The 3,726-nt window shown below is 55.0% G+C and carries 4 protein-coding genes; all 4 read left to right on the forward strand.

From position 1 onward, the window contains the following. The first annotated feature begins 101 nt into the window (after nucleotides 1-101). The 4 genes from QZ105_RS10220 to QZ105_RS10235 are packed head-to-tail and all read left to right on the forward strand — an operon-like array spanning nucleotide 102 to nucleotide 3,568. Nucleotides 102-638 carry a hypothetical protein gene (locus QZ105_RS10220; protein ID WP_293729817.1) on the forward strand — a complete coding sequence of 179 codons (537 nt, stop codon included), beginning with the start codon at nucleotides 102-104 and terminating at the stop codon, nucleotides 636-638. A gap of 20 nt (nucleotides 639-658) precedes the next feature. Continuing rightward, nucleotides 659-1,207, forward strand: coding sequence for a biotin transporter BioY (locus QZ105_RS10225; RefSeq protein WP_293729818.1), 549 nt, complete (start codon nucleotides 659-661; stop codon nucleotides 1,205-1,207). A gap of 2 nt (nucleotides 1,208-1,209) precedes the next feature. Next, nucleotides 1,210-2,346 (forward strand): thiolase family protein, encoded by a 1,137-nt coding sequence (locus QZ105_RS10230; protein WP_293729819.1) that lies wholly within the window; start codon nucleotides 1,210-1,212, stop codon nucleotides 2,344-2,346. 1 nt (nucleotide 2,347) lies between these two features. Continuing rightward, complete coding sequence (locus tag QZ105_RS10235; protein ID WP_293729820.1) at nucleotides 2,348-3,568, forward strand: AMP-binding protein; 1,221 nt, start codon at nucleotides 2,348-2,350, stop codon at nucleotides 3,566-3,568. The last annotated feature ends 158 nt before the right edge of the window (nucleotides 3,569-3,726 follow it).

Consider the following 3,726-nt stretch of genomic DNA (forward strand, 5'->3'; position numbering starts at 1 on the left):
TATTTTGCGCGGCGGCAGCCGCAGTTAACTTGAGTTTATAAAATGGTTGACTGCGCTGCCGCCTTGCTTTATAATATGCTATGTGAAAGGATGTTATAAAGATGTTAGAGCTTGCACATAAGCTGGCGGACAGCGACGCTGAATTTTTTGGCGGCTGGGTTCTGGCCGGAGCGGAGGCCCACATTCATGGGCATGCGGACGTATTAACCAATAAGGAGCTGCTGCGCAAGGAGCGCAAATGCATTATACAGGTGCTGGGCGAAACGCGAAGCGGTGGCGCGGCCAAGGAGCTGCGGGTGTTTTTGCTGCTACCGAAGCAAAGGCTGGGCAGCAAGGAGCCTTTGCAGGAACAGCCTCAGGGGGAGCTTGCGGCGGAGCATTGCTTCACTGTGGAGGAAATAGGCGCTTACGTGGCCTTTACGGGCGATGAAAATATTATTCATCAAGGAGATCATCCTGTCGTTCCCGGCCTGTGCATGGCCGCCTGGCTGCAGCAGGCTTTGCAGCTGCAGGAGCTGGACTGGCGCATCAGCTTTTTGTCGCCGGTGTACGCAGGCGACGAGCTGAAGGTTTACCGTATTGAAAATGAGCTGCGGGCTTATGTGGGAGCTTCTAAGGTCTTTGTTATTAAATTTTAAGTAAGGCTGGTGCTGTGAAGATGACGACTAATAACCATAGTATCAATAAAACGTCGGAAATGACGAAAATGGCGCTGATGGTAGCGATGAACTGCATTTCTGCTTATATCATTATTCCGCTGCCCTTTTCTCTGTCGCCGATTGCACTGCAAACTATGATTGTTAATTTGACTGGCTACGTTTTGAATGTTAAGCAGGCCTTTATGACCATGCTGGTATATCTTTTGGTAGGCTTGGCAGGCGTGCCTGTATTTACCGGCGGTACGGCAGGGCCGGGTAAGCTCTTTGGGCCGACGGGCGGTTATATTTTTGGCTTTTTGTTCACCGCTGTTTTTCTGGCTGCGACTAGGGGCGAAAAGTACAGCTTTAAGCGTTATGCGCTGTTGGGCTGCATCGTGGGCATTCCTCTGATTTATTTGTTTGGCTTTTTGCAGCTTAAGCTGGTAACTGGTATGCCGTGGGACAAGGCGTTCTATACCGGCGTGCTGCCATTTATCCCTTTGGATATCGTTAAATGCGTGGCTGCTGCCTTTATTGCCGGGCCTATCCACCGCATTTTTGACAGATGATTATGGAGAAGGCATATATTTTAGGCGGGCTGCGCAGCTATGTAGGCGTGGTCAACGGTATGTACCGCCATGTCCCGGCAGAAAAGCTGGGGGCGGCGGTGCTACGTCAGGTAATGGATAAATATCAGGCGCTGCGTCCTGATTATATTATCGGCGGCAACGGCGTGGGCGCGGGCGGCAATATTACGCGCCTGATGGCCTTGGAGGCAGGCGTGGATATTTCTGTGCCTGCTTTTACTGTTGATGTGCAATGCGGCAGCGGCCTGGAAAGCATTGCGACGGCAGCGGCCAAGATTGCCGCCGGCGAGGCTGATTTGATTATCGCAGGGGGCTTTGAAAGCAGCTCTACCCAGCCGCGGCGCGGCTATGCGCCCAATCATCCAGATTATACCGACGACAGCTGGTACAGCGTGGCCAAGTTTATGCCCGGCGTGCACCGGGAAACGGTGATGCTGGAGGGGGCGGAGCTGGCGTGCCAGCGTGAGGGCGTTACTAAAGAGGAGCTGGACGCCTGGGTACTGCGTAGCCATCGTTTGGCGGCTGCCGCGCAGGAAAAGGGCCTGCTGCAAAATATTATTGCGCCGGTTTTTGGCGCGGTTAAGGATGAGGGCGTGCGTCCACGTATGAGCCAGCGCCTGCTGGACAGAATGCCTAAGCTGTTGCCTGCCGGTCAGTTTATTACGGCGGCTAATTCCTGCCTGATTAACGACGGCGCGGCTTTCGTGGTGCTGTGCTCGGAAGCTTATGCCAAAAGCTCTGGCCTGCGGCCTGCGGCCAGGGTTTGGGGCAGCGCGGCCTGCGGCGGCGATCCCTTGGTAAGCCCGCGCACGGCTGTTGCGGCGCTGCAGAAGCTGCTGGCTAAGCAGGGCTTACGAGAGCAGGATATCGACGATTTTGAAGTGAACGAAGCCTTTGCCATTATCGACGTGCTCTTTGCCCGCGCCTTCGGCAGCAGTGTGGAAAGGTATAATGTTTTTGGCGGCGCTTTGGCTTATGGGCATCCTTATGGGGCCTCCGGCGGTATTATTACGCTGCATCTTTTGGAAGCGCTGCGGCAGCGGGGCGGGCGTTTAGGCTGTGCCGGTGTGGCGGCGGCAGGCGGCGTAGGTACGGCGCTGCTGCTGGAAAGGGTGGACTAGCATGGACTATTTGGAGCTGACTGCCAGCCAACCGGCGGCAAAGCTGGCCCTGGTGGACGACGAGCGGGAATATACCTACGGCCAGCTGACGGAAGAAGCGCGCAGGCTGCGCGAAGCGGCGGATTTTTCCCAGCCGGTATTTTTTATTCATGAGCAAAGCATTGCCAGGCAGCTGCTTTACTTTTTGGCGTACAGCGGCACGCAGACGGTTCCCGTTATCGCTACGGAGGTCAGCCGCAGGCAGCAGTTTGATGCCACTAATATCCCTAAGGCTGCCTGTATGGGCGTAATGACCAGCGGCAGCACGGGCAAAAGCAAGCTGCTGTGGCGCAGCTATAAAAGCTGGGCCGACTTTTTCCCAGAGCAGAACAGAATTTTTGGCGTTGATAAAGATACGGTTATCTTTTGTCAGGGCAGCCTAGCCTTTACCGGTAATCTGAATATTTATATGAGCGTGCTGGCGGCGGGCGGTACGCTGGTGGCGACGGAGCGCTTTCGCCCGCGTCATTGGCTGCAGCGTATGGAAGCTTATCGGGTCAATGCGCTTTATCTGATACCTTCCAAGCTTTTGCTGCTGCCTAAATTTATGACGCAGCCCAACGGGCAGGTGCGCAGCATTATCAGCGGCTCCCAGTCCATGGGACGGCAGGAGGCGGATAAGCTGCTGGCCGTCTTTCCCAAAACGGAAATTACGCTGTATTACGGCGCCAGCGAGCTGAATTACATTACATATATTAAAGATAAGGATATGACGGACGACCGCACCGTGATTGGCAGGCCCTTTACGGGAGTTGGCATCAGCGTGCGGCAGGAGGAAATTTTTATCGATACTCCCTATCATGTGGAGGGAATTGCGCTGCCGTTTTCCCTAAAGGACCGCGGCTATGTGGACGCGGAGGGCAGGCTGCACTTTTTGGGGCGCACGGACGATATTTGCAGCGTGAACGGACGCAAGGTGAGTACGGCTAAGGTGGCGGCGGCACTGACGGAGCTGGCGCAGGTGGAGGAAGCGGCGGTGCTGAGCCTGCATGTGGACGACGCCGATGTGCTGACAGCTTTTGTAGGGGCGGCGCGGGAGTACAGCAAGCAGCAGCTGGTGAAGCTGCTGCGGGCAAAGCTGGAGGATTACGAGCTGCCCAAGCAGTTTGTTTTTCTGCCCCGCCTGCCGCGCAACGAAAGCGGTAAAATAGATAAGCTGGCGCTGCGCAGGCTGTTGGAATAAAATATGTGTCTGCTGCTTGGCGTTATTTGGCAAATTTTTAGCAAAAACACTTGCCAAGCAGAAAATTTTATGGTAATATATATACCTGTCAGATAGCTGACAATGGCCCGGTGGTTCAGTTGGTTAGAATGCCGCCCTGTCACGGCGGAGGTCGTGGG

The sequence above is a fragment of the uncultured Phascolarctobacterium sp. genome, assembly GCF_905212365.1.
GTDB lineage: Bacteria > Bacillota > Negativicutes > Acidaminococcales > Acidaminococcaceae > Phascolarctobacterium_A.